The organism is Spirosoma sp. KUDC1026 (assembly GCF_013375035.1).
Taxonomy (GTDB): Bacteria; Bacteroidota; Bacteroidia; order Cytophagales; family Spirosomataceae; genus Spirosoma.
Map to the genome: position 1 here is coordinate 997,997 of NZ_CP056032.1, position 24,994 is coordinate 1,022,990.

22 protein-coding genes and 2 tRNA genes are annotated in these 24,994 nt (G+C 49.7%); 14 read left to right on the top strand and 10 right to left on the bottom strand.

Going from position 1 to position 24,994, the window contains the following annotated elements:
* The first annotated feature begins 6 nt into the window (after positions 1 to 6).
* Positions 7 to 963, top strand: coding sequence for a D-2-hydroxyacid dehydrogenase (locus HU175_RS04270; protein WP_176565410.1), 957 nt, complete (start codon positions 7 to 9; stop codon positions 961 to 963).
* A gap of 31 nt (positions 964 to 994) precedes the next feature.
* On the opposite strand, the gene HU175_RS04275 is transcribed toward HU175_RS04270, so the two are convergent.
* The 9 genes from HU175_RS04275 to HU175_RS04315 form a co-directional block, all read right to left on the bottom strand.
* Positions 995 to 1,873 (bottom strand): MerR family transcriptional regulator, encoded by an 879-nt coding sequence (locus tag HU175_RS04275; protein WP_176569119.1) that lies wholly within the window; start codon positions 1,871 to 1,873, stop codon positions 995 to 997.
* A 115-nt stretch (positions 1,874 to 1,988) separates the two neighbouring features.
* Positions 1,989 to 2,648: a carotenoid biosynthesis protein gene (locus tag HU175_RS04280; RefSeq protein WP_176565411.1), complete on the bottom strand. Its 660-nt coding sequence runs from the start codon at positions 2,646 to 2,648 to the stop codon at positions 1,989 to 1,991.
* A gap of 76 nt (positions 2,649 to 2,724) precedes the next feature.
* Positions 2,725 to 2,800 (bottom strand) — tRNA-His (locus HU175_RS04285).
* Positions 2,801 to 2,916: 116 nt separating this feature from the next.
* Positions 2,917 to 3,537, bottom strand: a complete 621-nt coding sequence (locus HU175_RS04290; RefSeq protein ID WP_176565412.1) for a superoxide dismutase — start codon at positions 3,535 to 3,537, stop codon at positions 2,917 to 2,919.
* A gap of 56 nt (positions 3,538 to 3,593) precedes the next feature.
* Positions 3,594 to 4,031 carry a nucleoside deaminase gene (locus HU175_RS04295; protein WP_176565413.1) on the bottom strand — a complete coding sequence of 146 codons (438 nt, stop codon included), beginning with the start codon at positions 4,029 to 4,031 and terminating at the stop codon, positions 3,594 to 3,596.
* Between the two features lie 48 nt (positions 4,032 to 4,079).
* Positions 4,080 to 7,964: a T9SS type A sorting domain-containing protein gene (locus HU175_RS04300; protein WP_176565414.1), complete on the bottom strand. Its 3,885-nt coding sequence runs from the start codon at positions 7,962 to 7,964 to the stop codon at positions 4,080 to 4,082.
* 158 nt (positions 7,965 to 8,122) lie between these two features.
* Positions 8,123 to 11,212 carry a glycoside hydrolase family 3 N-terminal domain-containing protein gene (locus HU175_RS04305; protein WP_176565415.1) on the bottom strand — a complete coding sequence of 1,030 codons (3,090 nt, stop codon included), beginning with the start codon at positions 11,210 to 11,212 and terminating at the stop codon, positions 8,123 to 8,125.
* A gap of 310 nt (positions 11,213 to 11,522) precedes the next feature.
* Positions 11,523 to 11,768, bottom strand: coding sequence for a hypothetical protein (locus HU175_RS04310; RefSeq protein ID WP_176565416.1), 246 nt, complete (start codon positions 11,766 to 11,768; stop codon positions 11,523 to 11,525).
* Positions 11,769 to 11,899: 131 nt separating this feature from the next.
* Positions 11,900 to 12,712 (bottom strand): T9SS type A sorting domain-containing protein, encoded by an 813-nt coding sequence (locus HU175_RS04315; protein ID WP_176565417.1) that lies wholly within the window; start codon positions 12,710 to 12,712, stop codon positions 11,900 to 11,902.
* A 177-nt stretch (positions 12,713 to 12,889) separates the two neighbouring features.
* On the opposite strand from HU175_RS04315, the gene HU175_RS04320 reads away from it, so the two are divergent.
* The 12 genes from HU175_RS04320 to HU175_RS04375 all read left to right on the top strand — a co-directional run bounded on the left by HU175_RS04320 (position 12,890) and on the right by HU175_RS04375 (position 22,794).
* Positions 12,890 to 14,785, top strand: a complete 1,896-nt coding sequence (locus HU175_RS04320; protein WP_176565418.1) for a sensor histidine kinase — start codon at positions 12,890 to 12,892, stop codon at positions 14,783 to 14,785.
* Between the two features lie 75 nt (positions 14,786 to 14,860).
* On the top strand, positions 14,861 to 15,562 hold the full coding sequence (locus tag HU175_RS04325; RefSeq protein ID WP_176565419.1) for a response regulator transcription factor: 702 nt from the start codon (positions 14,861 to 14,863) through the stop codon (positions 15,560 to 15,562).
* Positions 15,563 to 15,637: 75 nt separating this feature from the next.
* Positions 15,638 to 16,609, top strand: a complete 972-nt coding sequence (gene hemB / locus HU175_RS04330; RefSeq protein ID WP_176565420.1) for a porphobilinogen synthase — start codon at positions 15,638 to 15,640, stop codon at positions 16,607 to 16,609.
* Positions 16,606 to 17,943 carry a dihydroorotase gene (locus HU175_RS04335; RefSeq protein WP_176565421.1) on the top strand — a complete coding sequence of 446 codons (1,338 nt, stop codon included), beginning with the start codon at positions 16,606 to 16,608 and terminating at the stop codon, positions 17,941 to 17,943. The genes hemB and HU175_RS04335 overlap by 4 nt, the downstream gene beginning before the upstream one ends.
* An 81-nt stretch (positions 17,944 to 18,024) precedes the next feature.
* Positions 18,025 to 18,108, top strand: a tRNA-Leu gene (locus HU175_RS04340).
* Positions 18,109 to 18,322: 214 nt separating this feature from the next.
* Complete coding sequence (locus tag HU175_RS04345; protein WP_176565422.1) at positions 18,323 to 18,733, top strand: helix-turn-helix domain-containing protein; 411 nt, start codon at positions 18,323 to 18,325, stop codon at positions 18,731 to 18,733.
* Positions 18,700 to 19,131 (top strand): hypothetical protein, encoded by a 432-nt coding sequence (locus HU175_RS04350; protein ID WP_176565423.1) that lies wholly within the window; start codon positions 18,700 to 18,702, stop codon positions 19,129 to 19,131. The genes HU175_RS04345 and HU175_RS04350 overlap by 34 nt, the downstream gene beginning before the upstream one ends.
* A 69-nt stretch (positions 19,132 to 19,200) precedes the next feature.
* A complete protein-coding gene (locus HU175_RS04355; protein ID WP_176565424.1) occupies positions 19,201 to 19,497 on the top strand; it encodes a helix-turn-helix domain-containing protein in 297 nt (98 codons plus the stop codon).
* 17 nt (positions 19,498 to 19,514) lie between these two features.
* The gene (locus HU175_RS04360; RefSeq protein ID WP_176565425.1) at positions 19,515 to 19,886 is read left to right on the top strand and encodes an IS3 family transposase; all 372 of its coding nucleotides are present in this window, start codon (positions 19,515 to 19,517) and stop codon (positions 19,884 to 19,886) included.
* A 58-nt stretch (positions 19,887 to 19,944) separates the two neighbouring features.
* Positions 19,945 to 21,119, top strand: a protein-coding gene (locus tag HU175_RS04365) for an IS3 family transposase (protein WP_410528578.1) whose coding sequence is annotated in 2 segments (ribosomal slippage) — positions 19,945 to 20,239 and positions 20,239 to 21,119 — 1,176 coding nt in all. Because the reading frame shifts where the segments join, the coding sequence is not laid out codon by codon here.
* A gap of 45 nt (positions 21,120 to 21,164) precedes the next feature.
* A complete protein-coding gene (locus HU175_RS04370) occupies positions 21,165 to 22,010 on the top strand; it encodes an ATP-binding protein (RefSeq protein ID WP_176565427.1) in 846 nt (281 codons plus the stop codon).
* Between the two features lie 493 nt (positions 22,011 to 22,503).
* Positions 22,504 to 22,794, top strand: a complete 291-nt coding sequence (locus HU175_RS04375; RefSeq protein WP_176564783.1) for a transposase — start codon at positions 22,504 to 22,506, stop codon at positions 22,792 to 22,794.
* Positions 22,795 to 22,978: 184 nt separating this feature from the next.
* On the opposite strand, the gene HU175_RS04380 is transcribed toward HU175_RS04375, so the two are convergent.
* A protein-coding gene (locus HU175_RS04380; RefSeq protein ID WP_410528578.1) for an IS3 family transposase occupies positions 22,979 to 24,153 on the bottom strand; the annotation gives its coding sequence in 2 pieces (ribosomal slippage) (positions 22,979 to 23,859 and positions 23,859 to 24,153; 1,176 coding nt in all).
* On the opposite strand from HU175_RS04380, the gene HU175_RS04385 reads away from it, so the two are divergent.
* Positions 24,152 to 24,931 carry an IS3 family transposase gene (locus tag HU175_RS04385; RefSeq protein ID WP_176565428.1) on the top strand — a complete coding sequence of 260 codons (780 nt, stop codon included), beginning with the start codon at positions 24,152 to 24,154 and terminating at the stop codon, positions 24,929 to 24,931. The genes HU175_RS04380 and HU175_RS04385 overlap by 2 nt on opposite strands.
* Positions 24,932 to 24,994 lie beyond the last annotated feature (63 nt).

The following is a 24,994-nucleotide window of genomic DNA, read 5'->3' on the forward strand; positions in this document are numbered from 1 at the left end:
ACACGTATGAAACTGGTTTATACCGACGCTTATACCCTCAATCCTGGTGACCTGGACTGGGCACCCATCGAAGCCCTGGGCGACGTAACGTTTTATGATCGGACCGCGCCGGATCAGCTTATCGAGCGGATTCGGGATGCCGAGCTGGTGCTGGTTAATAAAGTTAAGATCAACCGGGAAACGCTCGGCCAACTGCCTAACCTGCGGTATATCGGCGTAACGGCAACGGGCTACGACATCATCGACCTGGCCGCGGCAAAAGAAAGAGGGATTGTGGTAACGAACGTTCGCGGCTACAGCTCGGACTCCGTCGCTCAGCTCACGTTTGCGCTGCTGCTGGAACTGACGCTTCAGGTTGGTCGCCATTCGATCAGTGTACATGAAGGTGACTGGGTAGCATCACCAGACTTTTCGTACAGTAAGTCTCCGCTGGTTGAGTTGGCGGGTAAAACAATGGGGCTGGTTGGTTACGGCGATATCGGTAAAAGCGTAGCTGCTATTGCCAAAGCGTTTGGTATGAATGTACTGGTCAACCGGCGGCATCCCAGGCAGGAGGCTGATGATAGGACGCAGTACGTCGATCTGGAAACGTTGTTCAGTCAGAGCGATGTTGTGTCGCTGCACTGCCCGTCAACGCCGGATACTATCGGCTTTGTGGACAAGAACCTGTTGTCGCTCATGAAACCATCGGCTTATCTCATCAACACCAGCCGGGGAAACTTAATCAACGAATCCGATTTGGCTGCTGCCCTGAATAATGGTAGGCTGGCGGGGGCTGGACTCGATGTACTGGCCGCTGAACCGCCAAAGGCTGATAATCCTCTTCTGATGGCTAAAAATTGCATTATTACCCCTCACATCGCCTGGGCAAGTCAGGAAGCCCGCCAGCGGCTTATGCATCTGGTAGCCGACAATGTACGGGCTTTTCTCACCGGGCAGCCACAAAACGTAGTGAATTCGTAAGCAATAATCTATAATGGTACCATCAGGATGGCTATGATTCTGCAACCCTGATCAGGTCTTCCATTTGATTGATAACGGTTGCTTTTTCGGGTAAGGTAATATCCTGGCCGACAATCTGATAACCCGTTAGAAGCAGATGCGCGTCGGGGAAATTTTTAGCCAACCGGTCTACGTAGGGTTGTACTTCATGGTTAGCTGGCGCCGACGTAATCGCCGTTACCAGATAGTCGGGCTTATGAATGGTATAAGCCAGTACCAATTCGTCGAAAGGTAGACTCTGGCCGAGGTAAATAACCTGGTTCTGCCGCGCCCGGATTATATAATTAGCGAATAATAGGCTAATTTCATGAAGTTCGCCTTCAGGCAGAAACAACAGGTATTTTTTGCTGTCAGGTTTCCGCCGGCCCAGTTGGCCATCAATAGCAGCGATAATTTTCTGCCGGATCAGGTTGGTAATAAAATGTTCCTGCGCTGGGCCCACCGATCCCGTTACCCACAACATACCAATACGGCTCATAAAGGGGTACACGATGTTATTCATCGTATTCTCGAAGCCAAACTGTACCGTATTGGTACTGATAATTTTTTCGAAACGCTCCTCATCCAGGTCAATCATGGCAATGGTCAGCGCATGAATCTGATCCGGGTACGTAAGTTGACTAGTTGAGAACTTAATAACCTCTCTATAAAGCTCCTCAACCGATAACTTGGCGATTTCGGAGATTTTGTATCCATGATCTTTTAAGAGCGATATATTCAGAACCAGCTTGAGGTCCTGATCATCATAGGTGCGGATGTTTGTATCGGTTCGCTTGGGGGCCAGAATATTATAGCGCTGTTCCCAAATGCGTAACGTATGTGCCTTGATGCCCGAAAGCTGTTCTAAATCCTTTATTGAGTACGTACTCATGTAATTATTCGCCAGATAGAAAGGAAAAATATGTCGGTTTCCTAACGTAACGATAAGTCTAGACAAATGCCGACAGTCAGGCAAAAAACTGCTGAATCGGGAATTTGTTTAATGATTACTGAAAAAGATTAAACAGCGCCTGTATGCCAAAAAAACCGAACTGCGCCAAAAGCAGCCATTTGGCCAGCCTGTTCGCTTTATTGAACGGGAAATTAAACCAGGCTGTAAACAGAATGGCTGAAATGACCCACCAGGCTACATAGTTCTGTAAGGGAATGGGGCGTCCGAACCAGGTCCAGAAATCCAGGTCTATCGCCACCGGCTCAATGAACAAATCCAGCAGGACCATGAGCGAGGCTGCTACTGCAATCTTCTGAAAAACGGAGAGAGGAAACTGAGCGCAGACCGAGCCACAGCAGTAGGAAAGCATGAGCCAATTGAGACCAATAACCAGCGGAACATCCCAGAGTTTAATACCAAGACCCTCCCCGTAGGCATATTCACCAAAAATTTCGCCTGTTTTTACACCCAGTAACTCAACGAAGTAGCCAACCAATATGGCCAGGATGACGTAATAGACAAATGCTGGGCGCCAGTCGGTGTGATAAATCAATAAAACGGTAAGCGAGAGTACTAACGTAACGGGCGTGAGCGGCCGGAAGTAGGTAGCCAGGGCGGGAATCTGCAGCCCAATTGTTCCGGCAATATACGCCAGCATCAGTACCGTTTTGATTGCTGGATAATAGCGGAAAGACGGGAAAATACTCGGGAGCATACACTGACAACAGCTTGTATGCGTAAATGTTGAAAATATGTAAACTGAAAAAGCCCCTGATTTGGGGCTTTTAGTAGGGTGAAAGACGGGGCTCGAACCCGCGACCTTCGGAACCACAATCCGACGCTCTAACCAACTGAGCTACAATCACCATTTTGAGTTTGCAAATATACGCTTTTAACCAGCAAATAGTCAATATTTTTTTGCCCTACTACGCTAAGTAATCACAAAAGAATTACTAATCAGTGCAGTAGGGCAAAAATAAATATTAGGCTGCCTGGGTTTTACCCGTCTGGTAGCGTTTCTCGGCTGCATCCCAGTCAACTACATTAAAGTAGGCTGCTATATAGTCGGGCCGACGGTTCTGGTATTTCAGGTAGTAAGCATGCTCCCACACGTCTAGACCAATGATCGGGAAACCTTTTACGTCGGCAATATCCATCAACGGGTTGTCCTGATTAGGGGTCGATGTAATAGCTACTTCACCCTCCGGGGTAACAATCAGCCACGCCCAGCCCGAGCCAAAGCGGGTCGTGGCCGCTTTCGTGAACTCATCTTTGAAGCTGCTGAACGAACCGAATTTCTTGGTAATGGCCTCGGCCAGCTCGCCAGTTGGTTCGCCACCGCCGTTGCCCGACAGCGTATTCCAGAACAATGTGTGGTTATAGTGACCACCCCCATTGTTCCGAACGGCCACCGGAGCCTGGCTGATCGACGCCAGAATTTCTTCGATGGTTTTGCTTTCCAGTTCGGTGCCTGCAATCGCGTTGTTCAGGTTCGTTACGTAAGCATTATGGTGTTTATCATGGTGGATTTCCATGGTTTGCTTATCGATATTGGGTTCCAGCGCGTCGCTCGAATAGGGTAGTGGGTCTAATACAAAAGCCATTGTACTGTTAGTTAGAATGGAAGATTATTCGGTTGGATTAACAAAGTCGTCTTTGATTATGTTCTTAGACGCCGGAAAAAGTTTAACAGCAACGCCTGTGATTCGTCGGCTAGCACACCCGTTTCGATCCGGGTTTTGGGGTGAAGTAACGATGGGCCGACCCGGCTGTAACCGCGTTTTTCGTCCGGAGCCCCGATAACCAGTCGACCTAGTTGTGCCCAGTACAGCGCTCCCGCGCACATAATGCAGGGTTCCAGCGTAACGTACATAGTACAGTCCGTCAGGTATTTGCTGCCCAGGTAATGCGTCGCGGCTGTAATTGCCATTAGCTCGGCATGAGCCGTTACGTCGTTCAGTTGCTCAGTCTGGTTGCGCGTTTTAGCAATGGGTCGATTGCGGGAAACAATAACGGCCCCAACCGGAATTTCACCCGCGTCGGCCGCTTCTTCGGCTAGTTCGAGCGCCAGGCTCATGAAATACTCGTCGGAGAACATTGGCAATGAAAAATAACGGGCCGATCAAGGGTGATCAGCCCAATGCAGTTACAGTTTAACTACTTTTCTGACCGTTTGCCGCTCGCCAACCTGAATGCGCAGCAGATAGGTGCCGCCGGGTTGCCCGCTCATGTCGAGTTCATTGCGCCGGTTGCGGGTCACCTGTCGCTGTATGGGCTGACCGCCTAGGGTTGTAATCGACAAGACCGCTGGTTCACGCGTGAGGAGCAGGTCCAGCTCGACCGTAACGATAGCCGATGTCGGTACCGGATACGCTTTAACAACCGGGTCGAGCGACGTATCTTCTATGCCGAGTAGCGGTAGTACCGTTACCAGAGCCGTTCCCGACGTAGTGCCGGTCCCGCAAACGTTTGCTACACTAGTAAGCCGGTAAGTACTTCGTCTGGCTGGCCGGGCTTCGGCTATATACGGATTAGTGGTAGCTGTGGCCGAATACGTCTGCAGACTATCAGCGTAGTTGATCGTCCAGGGACCATCACCCCCGAACGTAATAGTCAGGTTGGCCGGTGATCCTTCGTAGATGGTTTGATTACCAGTCAAAGCGGCTGTAGGTAATCCCCGAACTGTCAATTGCGTTGGGCTATTAGTGCCCACGATGGGGATGGACGGGTTCGACGCGACCGCCCGAACCTGATACTGTCCACCCGGAACGGTATTCGGCAGCGTAACCGAAATTGGTGATCCCGTTGAGGTCGACTGGATGGTGTATTTCTTCGTTGTATCGCTCACACTAGCCAGTTCGACCCGGAAGGCATTTCCTGCATTAAACTGACCGGTAGACGCAAAGGGAACCGATAGAGTGAGGCCTGTGCAGAGCGTAGTTGACGCCAGCGCACTGGTCGAAATTGTCGGTACGCGAACCGTAATCGTCGCCGTGGCTGGATTACCCGGCGCCCCCGTGCCGCAACCATTTCGCACCGCCAGAATCTGATACGTTGTATTTGCCCGTGGCAGAACCGAAATCGTAGTGTCTGATGCCCGGGAAACGCCGGAGTATCCTTCGGTCAGGGTGTAGCTGTACGGCGCAGAACCCGTAAACTGCAACCGGATCTGTGCGGACTCACCCAGGTTGACACTACTGGTTGGTGCCACCAGCGCCAGCGACGGGGTTGTATTGACAACAACCCGGATCGTAGTACGCGGGCTGTAACAGCCATTTGATCCAATCTGATATACGTAAAAAGGATCGCCAAAGGCGTCGACGTTGGCGTTGGTCGTAGCGGGTACTGGTGCATTCGTGTACAGCCGATTGTACGGATCAATCCACTGTAACGTAGCACCCGCTGTAGCCGTAGCTTCCAGCGGAGTTGCCTGGTCGCCGATGCAATAATTGTAAAGCGTCTTGGATGCTATTGGTGCAGGAGTTGTATTGATCGTTACCTGAATCGTAGCTTTCTCACTCTCGCAGCTGTTAACCGTCTGCGTTACCTGATAAGACTGCACGCCCGTCTGACTGATCACGGGAGTAGGGGCCGCCGTCGTAGCATCATTAGCTATATACCAGCGCAGGTTAGTTCCGTTTGCCGTCAGTGGCTGAACGGCCTGGACGGGCTGATCGGTCGAAGCCTGGCAATAGCTGATATTAGTTACAGCGGGTTGCGTCGGAATAGGATTAATGGTAACAACCAACGAAGCGCGGGCACTCTCACAGCCATCCACCGTCTGAGTAACCTGAAATGTTTGCGTGCCTACACTGCTTGATGGTGGGGTAGGTGCCGCAGGCAGAAGTGTGCCTGAACCATCGTACCACTTCAGGCTGGAGCCAGATGCCTGCAGGGACTGAGTTTGGGCATTATTGCAATAGCTGACGGAACTGGTCGCTGGCACGGCTGGTGTTGCTTTGACGCGTACAGCGAGTCCGACACGTGAGCTTTCGCAGCCATCCACCGTCTGACTTACATAATACGTGACTGAACCCGCTGTGGCCGCAGAAACAGTCGGGGCCGTAGACGAGGCTGTGCCCCCTGTCTGGTTCGTGCCATACCAGCTCAACGTACCCCCGGTCGAAGCCGAAGCCGTTAGAACGGGGACCGTAGCACTCTGACAGAACTCAACGGACGAGACCGAAGGCGCAACTGGCAGTTCTTTAACAACAACCGTAATTGCCTGACGGGGACTTTCGCAGCCGCTGACGGTCTGAGTAACGTAGTAAGTAGTCGAGCCCGCTGTACTGGTACTTGGTGGTATCGCTGTCTTGTCTCCTGAGCCACCTGTTGCGCTGGTGTACCAGGTCAGGTTCGTACCCGTTGCTGTCAACGCAGCCGGTGTCGTATTCCGGCAGTACGGGCCTGGCGCTGTAGCTGTTGGAGCCGCTGGAACAGGATTGACGGTAACCGATAGGGCCGCCCGACCGCCTTCGCAGCCATTAACTGTCTGACTCACGTAATATGTGGTAGCGCCTACTGCCGTAAGAGATGGTGCTGGCGCTGTAGGCGAAGGGGTACCGCCCGTCTGACTGGTACCATACCAGTTCAACGTGCCTCCTGTTGCGGGCGTAGCCGACAGCGTAACACTGCTGCTCTGATTCTGGCAGGCTGTGATCGATGAAACATTTGGCAAAGCAGGTGTAGCCCTGACCGTAACAACCAATCCTGCGCGCGGGCTCTCGCAGCCATCCACCGTCTGACTTACGTAGTACGTGAACGTACCAGCATTCGTGTTCTGAACGGCGGGTGGTGTTGCTGAGCCCGAGCCGCCTAACTGATTCGTGCCATACCAGTTTAATGTTCCACCGGTCAAGGCAGTTGCGCTCAACATAGGTGAACTTGTTCCCTGGCAGAACGAAACAGCCGCTGTGGCGGGGGCACTGGGCAACTCTTTTACGACGACTGGTATTCCAAATCGGGGGCTCTCGCAACCGTTAACCTTCTGGCTAACGTAATAGGTCTGAGTTCCGGCAGTGTTGGTTAAAGGTATAATTGCTGCATTGGTCCCCGTCACGCCGGTAGCCGATGTGTACCAGGTTAGATTTTGTCCGGTTGCGGTCAGTGCTGTCGCCGGAGAGTCTTTACAATATGGATTAGGCGACGTTGCCAAAGGGGCGGCCGGAATGGGGTTGACTGTTACGGCCAAAGACGACCGTGGCCCTTCGCAGCCATCCACTGTCTGACTGACATAGTACGTGGTCACGCCTGACGCGGTAGTAGGCGGAGTAGGGGCTGTTGCCGAAGCTGTTCCACCCGTTTGGCTGGTACCGTACCAGTTCAGTACCCCCCCACTGTTGACGCCTGCGGTGAGGGGACTGGCGGTCTGACCTACGCAAAACGTTACCGGGCTGGCGACAGGACCTGGAGGGCTGGCCTTAACCGTAACAATAATTTCAGACCGGGCGCTTTCGCAGCCATTAACTGTCTGGCTTACGTAATACGAAGTTGTGCCTGCTGCACTCGTACCTGGTTTCGGAGCCACTGCTGATGCTGTTCCGCCGGTGGCGTTGGGGCCATACCAGTTTAGTGCGCCACCCACCGATGCCGTTGCCGACAGGACAGCGGCATCAATGCCCACGCAGTAAGCGGCTGGATTAGTCACAGCAGGTTTGCCGGGTGTGCTCACCGTTACTGTCTGGGTGCTGGCCGGACCAACTGTCGCTGGATTGCTGGCAACAACTCGAATTTTATATGAGCCTGCAACTGCCCCGGCCGGAATTGTAGCTGCCACTACGGTTCCGCTGGTTGCGCTGCCGATAGCGGTTGTGGTCGAAAAGGCGCCGGTTGGATCGGAGAGCTGCGCCGTGAATGTGTTCGAAGCACCGAACGTACCGCTGGTTGAAAACATAACCGTAACGGCCCCCCCCGGACAAACACTAGTGGAATTAACAGACGTAGCGGTAATCGTCTGTGCCCAACCACTTGGGGCTAGGCCAAAACTACATAACCAGACGAAAAAGTAAACGTAAAGGATACGGCCATTCATAAAGCTGACTAACTGAAAATTATAGGGATATAAAGATAAGATTTTATGAACGAAAGAAAGCTCGCTCATGGCAAATCCGGATTGGGCGTCAGATAGGAATAGCAAAAAAGCCCCTGCGGTTACGCAGAGGCTCGAAGAAAAAACAGTATTAAATAGGCCTACTGGTCAATGGAGCTGTAAATCAACTCATGGATTCGCCGGCGTAGTTTGGTCGTGTTGATTGAGTTGTTGCCAGCGGTCGGATAAATCCGGTTCGACAGAAAAACAAAAACCAGTTCTTCGTCAGGATCAACCCAGACAACATTCCCCGTAAAGCCGGTATGACCAAATGAACGCGACGACGCCTGAGGGGCCAGATAAACGCTGGTCGAACTTTCTGGATTGGGCTTATCCCAGCCCAGCGCCCGGTGACTCCGATTGCTCAACGTCTGTGTGAAAAAAGGAACCGTCATTGGGTTCAGGATACGCTGTACTCCATACGTCCCCTTCTGTAAGTTCATCTGCAGCAGCGTAGCAATCTCCCGGGCATTCCCGAATAGACCGGCATGCCCCGATAACCCACCCTGAACGGCCGCCATCTGATCATGCACCGTACCAACCAGCAATTGATTCCGGTAATACGTATCCTGCTCCGTAGGGGCACAGATCGGGTTTTTCAACCGTTGAAGGGGTGTAAAGCCCAGTTGGTGCAGTCCTAGTGGTTTGTAGACGTTCTCGGTGACGAATTTGTCTAGCGGTTGACGGGATACGCGCTCCACAATTTTCTGAAGCATCAAAAAGTTCAGATCGCTGTATACGTAGGCTGCTTTACCGGATTCGTCCAGCTTGCGCGACATCGGCGACTGAACAACCCATTTCCAGACGGAATCCCGCAGGGCAGGCACTCCCCACAGATTGGGCGCCACCTGAAGCGTGTACAGGCTGTCGGGGGTAGGGTTATAGAATTGCGCTTTCAGACCACCGCCCGGCGTCCGGGTACGGTCCCAGGTGGTGGGGTAGAATGATACCATACCCGATTGGTGCCAGAGCAGGTCCTGCAACGTAATATTCTGTTTATTCGTACCCCGTAATTCGGGTAAATAAACCGATGCCTTCTGGGTAATATCAATGGCTTTCCGGTCGTACAGCACCATAACCGATTGCAGCGTAGCCAGCACTTTGGTCAGCGAAGCCAGATCGTACAGCGTTTCGTCGGTGACTTTAGGAGCGCCGGGACTATAAGTCAGAGCCCCGAAGTTCTTGCTGTAAACGATCTTGCCTTTGCGGGCTACCAGTACTTCACAACCAGGAACAACCTTACTCTTGACCGCTCCCTGAACGATGGCATCGATTTTGGCCAGCGTGGCCGATTTCATGCCAACGCTCTCGGGCGAACCCGCCGACAGACGACCTTCGGGGCTGACCAGATCGCCCATCCCCACTTTGAACTCTCCCGTCGATACGGGCAGCATACCCCGCGAGCCCAGTCCGCCAAACAGAATTTGCGGAGCGACTTTCTGCATATCGTCCATTTCCTGGTAGGCGCAAACCAGGGCGTCGGCTCCTGTAAACAGCGGCATGCTGTAGGGCGAGCCAAAGACCGTAACGACAACCTTAGTCCCTTTTTGCTTCAACCGGCTAATGAGGTCGAGTGATGCTTTCGTCAAACCAAATTTACGGTTGGCCGACTCACTCATGTGGTGGAAGCTGATAACAACCGTATTCGCGTCGCCAATCTGCGCCATCATGCTGTTCAGCTCCGTATCCGAAATAGGTTTTTCGGGGAAGGCCAGCGTATGAAAGGGAGCATATTGATTGAGCGTTTTCTGGAAAACGTTACCCGCTTCGGCTCCAATGGCTACCGAGGCCAGCCGCAGCGTGTCCAGCCGCTTGAATGGCAGCAGATCATCCTGGTTCTTGGCAACGGTGATTGACTGCTCACAAAGTTCCTGTTTCAGCAACTCGGCTTCGGGCGAGTTGATCTCTGCCGACAACCCGCCCAGTTGAATTGGTTTGTAGTGATTCAGGCCAACCCAGTATTTTGCCCGGAGAATTTTCTTGACTTTTTCGTCGATAAACTCCTGCGAAATAACGCCCTGTTGAATGGCGTTGAGGATATGTTGGGCGGCTTCCCGGACGTTCTCGGGATAAAGCAGAATGTCGTTCCCCGCAATCAGTGCCCGTAGATTAACATCCATCGCTTTAGGTGAGCGGCTGATGCCGCCCATGTTCAGCGCATCGGTAAAGACTAGCCCCCGGAAACCCAGTTCTTTCTTGAGCAGCTCCGTAACGATTTTTTCGGATAGCGTAGCGGCCAGAGCCGGGGTGTTGTCAATAACCGGTACGTGCAGATGCCCCGTCACCACACCCATGAGACTGTCGGCAATGAGTTTCCGAAATGGATACAGATCGATGTCGCGCATCTGCTCCGACGAGCGGCTAACGGTAGGTAAGGTGTGGTGAGAATCGACGTTCGTATCACCATGACCGGGAAAATGTTTGGCGGTCGCGATAACGTGAGTCTGTTGCAGCCCCCGCATATAAGCCGATGCTTTCAACGCTACGTTCTCTTTCGATTCGCCGAACGAACGTGTGCCGATGACTGGATTAGCCGGGTTGCTGTTCACGTCCGAAACGGGAGCAAAGTTGATGTGAATACCCAGCCGCTGGCACTGCCGACCGATTTCGGCACCCATCCGGTAAATCAGCTGATTGTCACGGATAGCACCCAGCGACATCTGGCGGGGGAAATCCATGGCGCTATCCAGCCGCATGCCTAATCCCCATTCGCCGTCAATACCAACAAGCAGCGGGATCTTGGACTCCGCCTGATAACGGTTCGTCAGAACGGCCTGCCGATAGGGACCGCCCTGAAAGAAAATCAAGCCGCCAATATTGTAGTTCTGAATGAGGTGGTCGATATACTGGTAGTGGTTCTCGTTCCGGTTGGAGAACGTAGCGACCATAAAAAACTGCCCGATTTTCTGTTCGGGGGTCAGCGTGCGAAAGACGCTGTCTACCCAGGTCTGTCCACTGTCGGGCAGGGCAAATACTTCGACAGGTTTCGCTGCCGGACCGGCAACGTAAGGAGCCGCCGTAGTTCGGGAAACCGGTGTCGTGTTTGGCCGTTTGTGGGCTTTATGTACTTTTCTGGAGTGGGCAATGCGATGCCAAAGCAAACGCCCTGGTCTGGTCAGACCAAAGGTGGTTAACAAACTGATGGACAGCAGACCGACGACAAGCAGCGACCGGACAACGTTGTTACGCATGGGTACTCAACAGGTAAAATAAATACAGTCAGTTTCAGACGGTGTAAGGCTAGCTGATAAAATTAGCCAACCAGCCTTGGATACCATTGATTCTATCTAAAATATAGAATTTTTACTGTAAATAGTTCAATTTGAATGTCCCTTTTTAACAATAAAAGGAGGTTGGAGAGGTAATTATTCTATTTTTCGGGAATAAATCCGGAGTGAGGTCGGACCGCGCGAAAAAAAATGGCTGAGGTGCCTGAGAGGAGTTGAACAAGTAGGCTATGTGAATAACTGCCTGTGTTCGAGAAGCTAATGTAGAAAGGGATCAGGAGTTGATTGGACTCAACTCCGCCAGCGCAGCTAGTAGCCGTTTGCTGAATGTCGCTTTATCGATGCAAATAGTAGGCTGCCAGCTACAAGTTTCCAACAGGTCAGATTTTTTACGAAACACAGCCGAAGACTTTACCCGCATAGCCTTGCGGGCGGCAAAGAGATTATGAGGGTGCCCCATGCTGAGAGCTTCCCCGCTGATCCCAATCAGTACTGTTCCGATGATGAGCAACTTTTTCATATCTCTTCTCTGGCCTGTTAATTTGATAACACAAAGATATAGGCTTTGTTTGGTATCTTGCAATACATAGTACTATATTTTTTTTCTCAAATTTTAGGGAGGATACCAAGTACCCTCCCTAAAAAACGGTTTTAGTCAACGACTATGCGTTTGACGGCTCCGTCTTCGTTTTGAGTAACAGTGACGAAGTAGGTTCCTTGCGAATTTTTACCGAGGTCAATCTGGCCAATAAACTCACCCGAAAAATCCTTGAGTTCCCGACGGGCTACCTCTTTGCCCTTCGTATTCGTAACAATGATATTTACATCGCCTTTAGCGGGAGCCGTAAAACGAAGATTAAGTTGATTATGATCCGGATTGTTGGGATACGCGTCTAAACCACGAATGGTCGACGGCTTGCTATTCATGTTTCGATTCCAGTCTTCAAACGGGCGAACGAATTGCCGATCCAGATCCTTGAATTGAAATTGTAGCCGATCCAGATTGAGCGCAAGTGAATCCGCTCCCCGCCGAAGCTCGTAGCGCCAGGTGCGGTTGTCGCCAAACGGACCAGTGTTGGTTTTGGGCTGCCAGTTGCGCCGGGCCAGCGCGTCGCCGGGGACCCGACCATTACGTTCCCGAGTTACAATTCGATCGCCGTTATTGTCATCGACAATGATTGTCATCTGCCGGCGGCCGTCACCTTTGTGCGCTGCTTTCAGCGAGTCTACCAGTTTCATTACCAATTTGTCTCGTTCAGGGTCAGACAAACCGTCGATGCGATATGTACGTTCAATCTCACGAACCTCGTTCCCGTTGCGTTCAATGACCCGAACGTTCATTTCGTTTTCTGCAGACTTTGGCGTGGTTGATTTGGCTTTCTGCGCTGTGGCCAATCCACTAATACTACCGGCGAGCAGGAGGGCCGGAACGAACCGAGTCCAGATAAAAGCTGTTTTTTTCATGGTAAGAAATGGAATAAGCAAAGAAATAAACGGGCGGTAAGGAACGTACTGATCAGCCTGTTAAAGTTTGTTAACGCCCGGTTGATTCGTCTGAGCGTTTGTATTTTTACTGACCGTTCCAGCCGCTTTCTCCATAGATGGGAAAACGAAAGGAAGGTTGCATGCGTAGAAGAAAAAATGTCAAAACAACGGATACGATGGATTGTCGCGCTAATGACGGTAGGGTTGCTGGGCCTGGTTGGGCTGCAACTCTACTGGATTGCTAGTGCGTTACGACTCCAGCAGGAACAGTTTGCGTATAAAGTAACCGATGCGCTCCAGGAAGTTGTACGTACGCTGGAACGTCAGGAAATTCTGTACCAGACAAAACAACAGATTCATAGCCAGGAGCAGCAGGAGCGCCTGATGGCTATTGCCAAAAAAGACGAGAAAAAGACGCCTGCCAAAGCAGTTGAGTCAGCCCTGCCATCCCAACGGGAAAAACAGATTGCCAGCTCGTCGCGCTCCAGCTATACCAGTTCGCAGCCGGAGCGGCAGGTCAGTCAGCCCGCTACAGGCATAGCACCTGCCGGAGCTATGGTAGTACAGTCGGACGTACTGCATCCAACCGTTCGGCCCCTGACGACCGAGCAGATGATGATTGTTGAGGAGTTTTTCCGGCAGCAGGATGAGCTAATGGCGTTAGGCGACTGGCAGACCCGTTTGGCCCAGCAGCAGCAGTTTGACCGGTGGCTGGAGTACATCATGAACGATGAACTCCACCGGATCAACGAGCAGGTGGCGGCCAAATCGGCCAAACAGAAAGCCGATGCGCTGGCAACTAAAGAACGACTTCGACGTATCGCCCAGGCCAATAAAGCCCGGCGGAAAGATTCGATCGAGAAGGTATCAGCAGAGATGGCGGGCGTAAATAGACCCGCTAACATGAGCCAGGCCAAGGCCGAAGCACAGACGGATATGATCAAGGGTATGTTGAAAGGGCTGCTCATGTCCGATCGGCCCGTTGCAGACCGGGTCAATCGACTGGCCCTCGATACGTTACTCCGGCAGACGTTGATTGAGCGGGGTATTACAATTCCGTTCTCGTACGGTGTGCGGACGCGGCAACAGCCTAGTTTTCTGTTTACGTCGCTATCGGCGGAACCGGAACAACTAAATACCAACGGCTACAAGGCGGCCCTGTTCCCAAACAATCTGGTTGATACGGGTAACTACCTGTACGTGTATTTCCCGAACCAGAAGGCGTTTATTCTGGATCGGCTCGGTTTTACATTCGGGGCGTCGGTGGTGCTTATTCTGGTTATTCTGGCCTGTTTTTACATCGCGATCAGTACGATCGTGCAGCAGAAAAAGCTGGCCGATATCAAGAATGACTTCATCAACAATATGACCCACGAGTTCAAAACGCCGATTTCAACAATCTCGCTGGCCGTGGAAATGGTGCAGGAGCAATACGGTAATACGAGCCGGGAGTCCGTTCCGGAACCGGATCGATTAACGCGCTACATGGGGATTATCCGCGACGAAACCCGGCGACTGGGGTCGCACGTCGAAAAAGTCCTGCAAATGGCCCTATTGGATCGGGGCGAAATTCGCCTGAAATTGTCGCAGGTCAACATTCACGATGTTATCGAACGGGCGCTCAACACCATTGGCCTGCAGATTGAACAGCGGCAGGGCGAAGTGGATCTGGACTTTGAGGCCGAGAACGAAATCATTGAAGCCGACGATGTTCACCTGACCAACATCGTGTACAACCTGCTGGATAACGCTATCAAATATTCGCCGGACCGACTACACATTACGTTGCAGACCCGGAACCTGCCCGACGGCATTAGTATTACCGTGACTGACGAGGGACTGGGCATGACCAAGGAGCAAACGAACCGGATCTTTGAGAAATTCTATCGGGTGCCAACCGGTAACCGCCACGACGTAAAAGGCTTTGGACTCGGGTTGAGCTACGTCCGGAAAATGGTCGAAGAACACAATGGCCAGATTCGGGTAGAAAGCCAGCCCGGAAAAGGAAGCTCATTCGAAGTAATCTTACCATATAAAATTGTGAATGCGTGAATGAGTGATTGAGCGAATACCATTCGGAAAGATTTATTCACTCATTCACTCATTCTTTCAATCACTCATTGACTTATGCCAACCATTCTACTCGTCGAGGACGACCCCAACCTGGGGCAATTAGTTGAGGAATATCTGGAAATGAAAGGCTACCAGACCGACCGCGTGACGGATGGGAACCAGGGGCTGCAGCAGTTTATGGCGAAGCCGTATGACCTCTGCATCTTCGACGTTATGATGCCTAAGAAAGACGGCTTTACGCTGGCGAAGGAGGTGCGCATGTCGAACCGGGATGTGCCCATCATTTTCCTGACGGCCAAGTCGATGCAGGAAGATACTATTCAGGGCTTCAAGGTGGGGGGCGATGATTACGTAACGAAACCATTCAGCATGGAAGAACTGCTGCTGCGGATTCAGGCCATCCTGCGTCGGTATCAGCGAACCTCTGCTGACGGCGTGGTGGAGCCCACTACGTATCAGATTGGAACATTCTCGTTCGATTACCCGCATCAGTTACTTACGCAGACGGTTACGGGCGAAGATCCGCAGACGCAGAAGCTGACCAGCAAGGAGTCTGAACTTTTGAAACTGCTGGCCCAGAACCTGAACCAGCCCGTCAGCCGGAGCTTTGCGCTCAAGATGGTCTGGGGCGATGATTCGTATTTCAACGCCCGTAGTATGGATGTTTACATCACGAAACTTCGGAAATACCTGAAGAACGACACCGCCGTTCAACTCGTAAATGTGCACGGTGAAGGGTTTAAACTGATTAGTTAAGGAACAGACATCCGTTGTCGGGCGTTAGTTTTGTGGCAGCAGACACGTAACGTTTTGTCTGCCGCCCGATCACTTATGAATATTATTCGTCGTCCGCGCCGGAATCGTCAGTCGGCCGCCATTCGCGACATGGTGCAGGAAACGCGCCTGTCGGTTACTGATTTTATCCTGCCTGTGTTCATCATCGATGGGCAGAACGTACGTACTGAAGTTGCCTCTATGCCCGGTATTCACCGCTGGTCGCTGGATTTACTGCTGGAGGAAATTCAGGAATGTATGGATCTGGGCGTGAAGTCGTTCGACCTGTTTCCTAACATTACCGAATCGAAAAAAGACAAATACGCGACCGAGAGCTACAATCCCGATGGGCTGTACCTGAACGCCATCCGCGTCATCAAAGATCGTTTTCCGGACGCGTTAGTTATGACCGACGTAGCGATGGATCCCTATAGCTCCGACGGGCACGATGGTATTGTCGAGAATGGCAAAATTCTGAATGACCCGACGCTGGAGGTGTTGGGCAAGATGGCACTGGCGCAGGCACAGGCCGGAGCCGATATCGTTGGTCCGTCCGACATGATGGACGGCCGCGTGGGCTATATCCGGCAGGTACTGGATGAGGGAAATTTCCACGACGTAGCAATCATGGCCTACACCGCTAAATACGCTAGTGCGTTCTACGGTCCATTCCGCGACGCGCTGGATTCGGCACCCAAGTTTGGCGATAAGAAAACGTACCAGATGAACCCGGCCAACAGCCGCGAAGCCATGATCGAAGCTCAGCTCGATTTCGCCGAAGGTGCCGATTTTCTGATGGTAAAGCCTGCATTAGCGTACCTGGATATCATCAAATTACTGAACGATAATTTCCACCTGCCCATCACAGCCTATAACGTGAGTGGCGAGTATGCCATGATCAAAGCGGCCGCTCAACGGGGCTGGCTTGATGGCGACCGCGCCATGATGGAAACGTTACTATCCATTAAACGGGCCGGTGCTACGTCAATTCTAACGTACTTTGCGAAGGAAGCCGCCCGCCTTTTATGAGCAAAATTTTAATTCGCAACGCCCGCTTAGTTAACGAGAATCAGATTACCGAAACCGACGTTCTGATCGAAAACGGACTTATTGCCCGTATTCAGGCTGGATTATCGGACGAAGGTATTTCACAGGTAATCGACGCCAGAGGACAATACCTGTTACCCGGTGTTATCGATGATCAGGTCCATTTCCGGGAGCCGGGTCTGACCCATAAAGCTACCATTCAATCAGAGTCGCGGGCAGCTGTGGCGGGTGGGGTTACCACATTTATGGAAATGCCCAATACCGTACCCAACGCGCTGACACAGGAATTGCTGGCCGATAAGTACGAGATTGCGGCTCGGACATCGATGGCGAACTACTCCTTCTTTATGGGGGCGTCGAACGATAACCTCGATGAGGTGCTACGCACGGATCCGAAATCTGTCTGTGGCATCAAAGTCTTTATGGGCTCATCGACGGGCAACATGCTGGTCGATAAAGAGCAGGTGCTGGAAGACCTGTTCCGACAAAGTCCGATGCTTGTTGCGACCCACTGCGAAGACGAAGCAACGATTCGCGCCAATACGGAACGCTACCGGAATTTATACGGTGATTCGGCACCCGCAGCCATTCATCCCCTGATTCGATCGGAGGAGGCCTGTCTGCTGTCGTCGTCACTGGCGGTCAATCTGGCCAAGCGGCACAACGCCCGGCTGCACATTCTGCACATTACCACCGCCGACGAACTGTCGTTGTTCCGGAATGACATTCCGCTGTCGGAAAAACGGATCACATCCGAGGTATGCGTCCACCACCTGTGGTTCGACAGCCGGGACTACCTTACGTTAGGTAATCAGATCAAGTGCAATCCGGCGATCAAGGCTGCCCACCATAAGGAGGCTTTACTGACCGCGCTGCTCGACGACCGGCTGGACATTATCGCTACCGATCACGCACCCCATACCTGGTCCGAGAAACAGCAATCTTATTGGCAGGCTCCGTCTGGTCTGCCGCTGGTGCAGCACCCGTTGCTGCTGATGCTGGATTTTGTAGCGCAGGGAAAACTGCCGATCGAGACCGTTGTCCGGAAAATGAGCCACGCACCCGCCGACTGTTTCCAGATCGACCGGCGAGGCTACGTACGCGAAGGCTATTGGGCCGACCTAGTCCTGGTGGACACGCAGCAGCCAACAACCGTAAAAAAGGAGAATATCCTGTATCAGTGTGGCTGGTCGCCCCTGCTGGGCCATACCTTCGGCTCGACCGTAACGCACACGCTGGTGTCTGGTGAACTAGTCTATCAGGAGGGCCGTTTCTTGGCCGATCGGGCGGGAGAGCGGTTGGCGTTTTCCCGGTAGCGAAAATTTTTTCACCAAAGACTTGCGCAAAGGTAGTTTCATATATTACCTTTGCAGTCCCAAGAGTAAGGGAAACGAGCTGCCGAAGTGGTGAAATTGGTAGACACGCACGTTTCAGGGGCGTGTGTCTTTACGGACATGCGAGTTCGAGTCTCGCCTTCGGCACAAAGAAAAGCCTGTAAATCGTTGATTTGCAGGCTTTTGCTATTTATTAATGTTATGATTAGTATTGATGATTCAGCAATGATAATCATAATAGTACTGTAGTTCAATAAGTTATTTCTAAATTTAAGAATAAGACACGAACATAATAAGTAGTTCGTGCTTATGTTTTTCGCTATCCCAATTAATTTTAAAAGAACCTAATATTTCACAAGTAATGAATCAGTCTGAGATAGTTGACAAGCTTAACGAGCTTCTTAATTTACCTGCAGAAACTGAGATTGTCGAATTCAAAGCTGCCCAGAATAATTTTGACTTCAGTAAGATAGGTAAATATTTTTCAGCTATCAGTAATGAAGCGAATTTGAAGGATGTTCGAGAAGGATGGCTGGTATTTGGTGTTGAGAATAAGAATAGAACCGTTGTTGGGTCTTTATACCGCTCGAATAGACCCGACTTAGACCATTTGAAGGGAGAAATAGCTCAAAAGACAACGAATGGTATAACTTTTATCGAAATATACGAAGTTACAATGCCAGGGGGTAGGGTAGTCATGTTCCAAATACCTGCAGCACCTCGTGGTTTACCAGTAGCTTGGGAAGAGATGGTGAAGAACAGTGCCCCTTAAATCTCGAAAAAATTGAACGTATTAGAAAGCAAGCGGCTGATTTAGACTGGAGTGCAGCTGTATGCAATGGAGCTACTTTGTCTGATTTAGATCCTGAAGCTATTAACCAAGCGAGAGAAAATTATAAGAATAAAAATCCCCATTTATCTGATGAAGTTGATAGTTGGGATGCTCAAACTTTTTTGAATAAAGCGAAACTGACTATTCAAGGGCAGATTACTCGCACAACAATATTACTTCTAGGCAGGACAGAAGCAAGCCATTTTTTAAGTCCAGCAGTGGCTCAAATTACTTGGGTGCTAAAGGATCGTGACGGTATAGAGCAAAGCTATCAACATTTTAGTTGTCCATATCTTTTGTCAGTACAGGAGGTGTATCAAAATATTCGAAATTTGTAGTGCTCCCCTAAACTTGGACAGTAGTGATAAGTGTAAAACCAATAACTTAGACCTACAAAATGTCCAACCATGGCCAAAACAACTCGGCGTGTTCACGACGCCCAATTCAAGACCAAAGTGGTCTTGGAAACATTAAAGGGGCACAGAACACTGGCTCAACTCAGCAGCGAATTTGGCATTCATCCCACCCAAATTACCCAGTGGAAACAACAAGCCTTAGAGGGATTACCCACTCTGTTCAATGGGCCGGCAAATCCGTCAATTCCCGACCACGAACGGGAGCAGATCGAAGCCCCTTTGTTTCAACAAATCGGGCAACTCAAAGTCGAGAACGATTACCTCAAAAAAAAATTACGAACCAGTTAGTCGGTGATCGAAGACAATTGATCGATCCTACTCATGATCGGTTAAGTATTAGCCAACAGTGTGATTTACTGGACATCGCTCGCGCCAGCTACTACTATCAGCCCTTGGGTGAGTCAATAGCGAACCTGGCGTTAATGGCACGGATCGACAAACTCTTCACTGACCGGCCAGAGCTGGGCGTTCGCCGAATGCAGCAAGAACTAACCACAGCAGAATTTCCCGTAAACCTAAAACGTGTACGGCGGTTGATGCGGCTTATGAGCCTGGAAGCGATCTATCCTAAACCAAATTTATCAAAGCCTGCTGAAGGGCATCAAATTTACCCTTATCTATTAAAGGATGTGGCTATTGAAGGGGCTAACCATGTTTGGTCTGTAGTGCTCCCCTAAACTTGGACAGTAGTGATAAGTGTAAAACCAATAACTTAGACCTACAAAATGTCCAACCATGGCCAAAACAACTCGGCGTGTTCACGACGCCCAATTCAAGACCAAAGTGGTCTTGGAAACATTAAAGGGGCACAGAACACTGGCTCAACTCAGCAGCGAATTTGGCATTCATCCCACCCAAATTACCCAGTGGAAACAACAAGCCTTAGAGGGATTACCCACTCTGTTCAATGGGCCGGCAAATCCGTCAATTCCCGACCACGAACGGGAGCAGATCGAAGCCCCTTTGTTTCAACAAATCGGGCAACTCAAAGTCGAGAACGATTACCTCAAAAAAAAATTACGAACCAGTTAGTCGGTGATCGAAGACAATTGATCGATCCTACTCATGATCGGTTAAGTATTAGCCAACAGTGTGATTTACTGGACATCGCTCGCGCCAGCTACTACTATCAGCCCTTGGGTGAGTCAATAGCGAACCTGGCGTTAATGGCACGGATCGACAAACTCTTCACTGACCGGCCAGAGCTGGGCGTTCGCCGAATGCAGCAAGAACTAACCACAGCAGAATTTCCCGTAAACCTAAAACGTGTACGGCGGTTGATGCGGCTTATGAGCCTGGAAGCGATCTATCCTAAACCAAATTTATCAAAGCCTGCTGAAGGGCATCAAATTTACCCTTATCTATTAAAGGATGTGGCTATTGAAGGGGCTAACCATGTTTGGTCAACGGATATAACATACATTCCCATGGCCAACGGCTTCTTGTATTTATGTGCAGTCATCGACTGGTATACCCGATTTGTGCTGAGTTGGCGTTTATCGAATACTTTATTAGTTGATTTTTGCCTTGATGCTTTACAGGACGCGCTGAAGCAATGGGGTAAGCCTCAGATTTTTAATACTGATCAAGGTAGCCAATTTACCAGTCCACGTTTTTTAGCCCCCTTGCAAGCGGCTGGAATACAAATCAGTATGGATGGCAAAGGACGAGCTATCGACAATATTTTTATCGAGCGACTGTGGCGAACAGTCAAATACGAACATATCTATTTACATGCTTACCCGGACGGTTTAGCTTTGGAACGCGGTTTAGCGAAGTACTTCCATTTTTACAATTATGGTCGTAAACACCAGTCTCTGGATTACCAAACCCCAGCCCAATGGTATATTGAGGGTGGAAAGGGGAAGAAAAATACAATTTCTCAGACGGCTGGTATCATCTTAAATTGACCCGCTAACTGTCCAACAGTTGGGGAGCACCATCACTTACGGTACATGTATAACGCTGATGAGACTAGACTACTTCCTGATATAGTTGATCAGTATGATTCCTTCAATATTCGAGAAGCTCTAAATAATTGTATTGCTCATCAGGATTACACTAGAGGGGGTAAGATAAATATAGTTGAAAGAGAAGATGGTTATTTGATCTTTAGTAATCTAGGCCAATTCATTCCTGGGTCTGTAGAAAAAGTACTATTAGACGACTCACCACCCGAAAATTACCGCAATCCCTTTTTAGCTCAAGCTATGGTGAACCTAAAAATGATAGATACGATTGGGAGCGGTATTCGTCGAATATTTATTAATCAGAAGAAAAAGTTCTTTCCAATGCCGGATTATGATCTTACCGATGGTAGAGTGAAAGTTACGCTAACAGGTAGAGTACTGGACATGGACTATGCGCAAGTTTTGGCACGTAATCCAAATCTTGGCTTATTGGAGATAATTATGCTAGATAAGCTACAAAAGCACAAACCTCTAAATGACAATGAGGTACGAATATTAAAGAAGCAAGGATTAGTCGAAGGTCGGAGAAACAACTTACACATTTCTAAGCGAGTAGCTCAAACAACGGGCCAAGAAGTAGAATACTCGTTAGCTAGAGGAATGGATGATGAGTATTATAAAACGATGATTCTGCAGCATTTAGAACAATTTGGTAAGTCTAATCGCAATGACATAGAACGAATGGTTTTACAAAAGCTACCAGAATCACTTAATCAGGATCAGAAACAACATAAAGTGAAAAATTTACTACAATCGCTACGTTTGGATGGCTTAATCTATGTGGATGATAATAGAGAATGGCGTCTTGAGAGACGTAGATTGAGTAATTAGCCTATATGGTTTTGATCGTTTTTGGACGTTATGGAAGAGGTGTTAGACGAGTTTAGACGAGTTTAGACGAGTTTAGACGAGTTCAAATGTCATTTTTTTTGTAAGATATTGATAGTGAGCCGTCTAGCTTTATATTTGTTTGGTAGCTTTAGACGACGATTAGACTGTATTTGTTGCAATGATGATTTAGAACTAGCTGCTATATTTACAAGAATGCATCTATTTTAAGATCAATGCCTAGAACTTATAACTCCCATGAATATATACGTATTCCGGGGTTAAGGTACAAAACGAATTATAATATTAAGATGGTAAGAAGATGTTAACAGTGAATTCCCAGATGGTAAGAGAATAGTAGCCAAAAATGCACTCATGAATTCTTTGTGGTCATTTTTTGACTGCGTGACATGCGAGTTTGAGTCTCGCCTATAGTGATCCCGCTTTTTTGTACCACTCCTTAAGCTTGTCGGAATGGTTGCTAACTTAGTCAACCATGAAAGCAAAAAGTCGTCGTCAGTTCACCTCCGAGTTCAAGGTGAAGGTCGTCTTAGAAGTACTCCGTCAGGACAAGACGCTCAATCAGATCGCTAGCGAACACGAGTTGCATCCACAGTTAGTGCAGACTTGGAAACAGGCATTTATGGCCGCTGTCCCACAACTATTCGACCAACAGAAGAGGGCTGAAAAGCCCGTTGTCGATGAAACAGGGCCTTTATACGAACAGATTGGACGGCTCCAGATGGAGCTAACCTGGCTCAAAAAAAAATTAGCGACCAACCCCTAAGCCAGCGAAGAGCCATGATTGAGCGCTCCAATACCGAATTGAGTCTCCGCCGACAGTGCTGGCTGTTAAGTGTCAGTCGGGCCGGTCTGTCCTATCAACCTACTCCCGTTGATGATCAAACTTTACAGATCATGCGCCGATTAGACGAATGATGGTGCTCCCCAACTGTTGGACAGTTAGCGGGTCAATTTAAGATGATACCAGCCGTCTGAGAAATTGTATTTTTCTTCCCCTTTCCACCCTCAATATACCATTGGGCTGGGGTTTGGTAATCCAGAGACTGGTGTTTACGACCATAATTGTAAAAATGGAAGTACTTCGCTAAACCGCGTTCCAAAGCTAAACCGTCCGGGTAAGCATGTAAATAGATATGTTCGTATTTGACTGTTCGCCACAGTCGCTCGATAAAAATATTGTCGATAGCTCGTCCTTTGCCATCCATACTGATTTGTATTCCAGCCGCTTGCAAGGGGGCTAAAAAACGTGGACTGGTAAATTGGCTACCTTGATCAGTATTAAAAATCTGAGGCTTACCCCATTGCTTCAGCGCGTCCTGTAAAGCATCAAGGCAAAAATCAACTAATAAAGTATTCGATAAACGCCAACTCAGCACAAATCGGGTATACCAGTCGATGACTGCACATAAATACAAGAAGCCGTTGGCCATGGGAATGTATGTTATATCCGTTGACCAAACATGGTTAGCCCCTTCAATAGCCACATCCTTTAATAGATAAGGGTAAATTTGATGCCCTTCAGCAGGCTTTGATAAATTTGGTTTAGGATAGATCGCTTCCAGGCTCATAAGCCGCATCAACCGCCGTACACGTTTTAGGTTTACGGGAAATTCTGCTGTGGTTAGTTCTTGCTGCATTCGGCGAACGCCCAGCTCTGGCCGGTCAGTGAAGAGTTTGTCGATCCGTGCCATTAACGCCAGGTTCGCTATTGACTCACCCAAGGGCTGATAGTAGTAGCTGGCGCGAGCGATGTCCAGTAAATCACACTGTTGGCTAATACTTAACCGATCATGAGTAGGATCGATCAATTGTCTTCGATCACCGACTAACTGGTTCGTAATTTTTTTTTGAGGTAATCGTTCTCGACTTTGAGTTGCCCGATTTGTTGAAACAAAGGGGCTTCGATCTGCTCCCGTTCGTGGTCGGGAATTGACGGATTTGCCGGCCCATTGAACAGAGTGGGTAATCCCTCTAAGGCTTGTTGTTTCCACTGGGTAATTTGGGTGGGATGAATGCCAAATTCGCTGCTGAGTTGAGCCAGTGTTCTGTGCCCCTTTAATGTTTCCAAGACCACTTTGGTCTTGAATTGGGCGTCGTGAACACGCCGAGTTGTTTTGGCCATGGTTGGACATTTTGTAGGTCTAAGTTATTGGTTTTACACTTATCACTACTGTCCAAGTTTAGGGGAGCACTACAAATGGTATGTCGAACATCCTGATCTAGGCCATCGTCGGCTGGTGGTTCTTTTGAATCAGGAGGGCTGGGTGGTAAATATTAAGCGCGTGCGTCGTCTACGGGCCTTAATGGGTCTGGAAACACAGTTCCCTAAACCTAATCTATCCAAACCGGGTGTGCCTCGACAACGCTTTTTCTATCTACTACGTGGTTTGGTCATTGATCGCATTCACCAAGTGTGGGCAACGGATATTACATACATTCCTATGCCCAAAGGCTTTTTTTATGTGATGGCCATCTTGGATTTACACAGTCGCTATGTCTTGCATTGGCAGTTGAGCAATACGCTGGAAGCAGGCTGGTGCATCGATACCTTGCGACAGAGTCTACGACAATGGGGCAAACCACAGATCTTCAATACGGATCAGGGGAGTCAGTTTACCAGTGATGACTTTATTGCTGTATTAGTAGGGCATGAGATCGCCATCAGTTGGGATGGCAAAGGGCGAGCTTTGGATAATATCTACGTGGAACGCTTCTGGCGAACGCTAAAATACGAAGATGTTTATTTGCGCAACTACCAAACTGGCAGTGAACTTCGAGCGGGTTTAACCAAGTACTTTCGCTATTACAATCACCAACGACCTCACCAGTCATTAGGCTATCGGACACCGGCAGCGGTATTGATGGAGGGGAAGGAGAAACAACATATATCTCTCAACTAATCATTTCGTTTAGCCAAATGGTGGTACAGAGAATGGGGTACACTATACGCCTTCGGCACAAAG

Bases quoted from the DNA above. Each gene is read 5' to 3' on its own strand.
- HU175_RS04270 (WP_176565410.1), top strand. From the start codon at position 7: ATGAAACTGGTTTATACCGACGCTTATACCCTCAATCCTGGTGACCTG.
- HU175_RS04275 (WP_176569119.1), bottom strand. From the start codon at position 1,873: ATGAGTACGTACTCAATAAAGGATTTAGAACAGCTTTCGGGCATCAAG.
- HU175_RS04280 (WP_176565411.1), bottom strand. From the start codon at position 2,648: ATGCTCCCGAGTATTTTCCCGTCTTTCCGCTATTATCCAGCAATCAAA.
- HU175_RS04290 (WP_176565412.1), bottom strand. From the start codon at position 3,537: ATGGCTTTTGTATTAGACCCACTACCCTATTCGAGCGACGCGCTGGAA.
- HU175_RS04295 (WP_176565413.1), bottom strand. From the start codon at position 4,031: ATGTTCTCCGACGAGTATTTCATGAGCCTGGCGCTCGAACTAGCCGAA.
- HU175_RS04300 (WP_176565414.1), bottom strand. From the start codon at position 7,964: ATGAATGGCCGTATCCTTTACGTTTACTTTTTCGTCTGGTTATGTAGT.
- HU175_RS04305 (WP_176565415.1), bottom strand. From the start codon at position 11,212: ATGCGTAACAACGTTGTCCGGTCGCTGCTTGTCGTCGGTCTGCTGTCC.
- HU175_RS04310 (WP_176565416.1), bottom strand. From the start codon at position 11,768: ATGAAAAAGTTGCTCATCATCGGAACAGTACTGATTGGGATCAGCGGG.
- HU175_RS04315 (WP_176565417.1), bottom strand. From the start codon at position 12,712: ATGAAAAAAACAGCTTTTATCTGGACTCGGTTCGTTCCGGCCCTCCTG.
- HU175_RS04320 (WP_176565418.1), top strand. From the start codon at position 12,890: ATGTCAAAACAACGGATACGATGGATTGTCGCGCTAATGACGGTAGGG.
- HU175_RS04325 (WP_176565419.1), top strand. From the start codon at position 14,861: ATGCCAACCATTCTACTCGTCGAGGACGACCCCAACCTGGGGCAATTA.
- hemB (WP_176565420.1), top strand. From the start codon at position 15,638: ATGAATATTATTCGTCGTCCGCGCCGGAATCGTCAGTCGGCCGCCATT.
- HU175_RS04335 (WP_176565421.1), top strand. From the start codon at position 16,606: ATGAGCAAAATTTTAATTCGCAACGCCCGCTTAGTTAACGAGAATCAG.
- HU175_RS04345 (WP_176565422.1), top strand. From the start codon at position 18,323: ATGAATCAGTCTGAGATAGTTGACAAGCTTAACGAGCTTCTTAATTTA.
- HU175_RS04355 (WP_176565424.1), top strand. From the start codon at position 19,201: ATGGCCAAAACAACTCGGCGTGTTCACGACGCCCAATTCAAGACCAAA.
- HU175_RS04370 (WP_176565427.1), top strand. From the start codon at position 21,165: ATGTATAACGCTGATGAGACTAGACTACTTCCTGATATAGTTGATCAG.
- HU175_RS04375 (WP_176564783.1), top strand. From the start codon at position 22,504: ATGAAAGCAAAAAGTCGTCGTCAGTTCACCTCCGAGTTCAAGGTGAAG.
- HU175_RS04385 (WP_176565428.1), top strand. From the start codon at position 24,152: ATGGTTGGACATTTTGTAGGTCTAAGTTATTGGTTTTACACTTATCAC.